The organism is Robertmurraya korlensis NBRC 107688 (assembly GCF_001591645.1).
In the GTDB taxonomy this organism is placed as follows: Bacteria; Bacillota; Bacilli; order Bacillales; family Cytobacillaceae; genus Robertmurraya_A.
In genome coordinates this window covers 1-610 of the sequence record NZ_BCVH01000066.1, presented here as the reverse complement: position 1 = coordinate 610, position 610 = coordinate 1, and the positions used below count along the sequence as shown (strand labels likewise).

Sequence of the window (610 nt, the reverse complement as noted above, 5' to 3'; positions counted from 1 at the left end):
AAAAGACACTAATAGTTTAGCACACACCACTTGGAATTGTAAGTATCACATCGTTTTTGCCCCGAAGTACAGAAGGCAAGTCATTTATGGAAAGATCAAAAAAGATATTGGTGAAACTCTCCGGACTCTCTGTGAAAGAAAAGGAGTGGAGATTATAGAAGCAACAGCGTGTAAGGATCATGTACATATGCTTGTGAGTATCCCACCCAAAATAAGTGTGTCTGCATTTGTAGGATATTTAAAGGGAAAAAGTAGTTTAATGATTTTTGATCGTCATGCGAATCTCAAATACAGATATGGGAATCGGAAATTTTGGTGTACGGGATATTATGTAGATACAGTTGGAAGAAACAAGAAGGTAATTGAAGAATATATCCGTAATCAAATACAGGATGATATAGTCGCAGAACAATTGAGTATGATGGAATATATCGATCCATTCACAGGTGAAGAGGTACAGAAAAAGAAACGGAAATGAATAGAAGGCCTTTGAGGCTTGGCCAGTAAAAGTAGTACATTTGGCGAACCTTTCAGAGGCCCTTTAGGGTCTGGTCAGCAACAAAGGCTTTCAGCCGCAGAGAAAACCACGCGTTCTCACGCGTGGTTTTTA

1 protein-coding gene is annotated in these 610 nt (G+C 39.0%); it reads left to right on the top strand.

Annotated elements, in window-relative coordinates; genetic code table 11:
• Positions 1-478: IS200/IS605 family transposase (gene tnpA / locus BKO01S_RS23705; protein ID WP_084362199.1), on the top strand; the 478-nt coding region annotated here is incomplete at its 5' end.
• Positions 479-610: the final 132 nt, after the last annotated feature.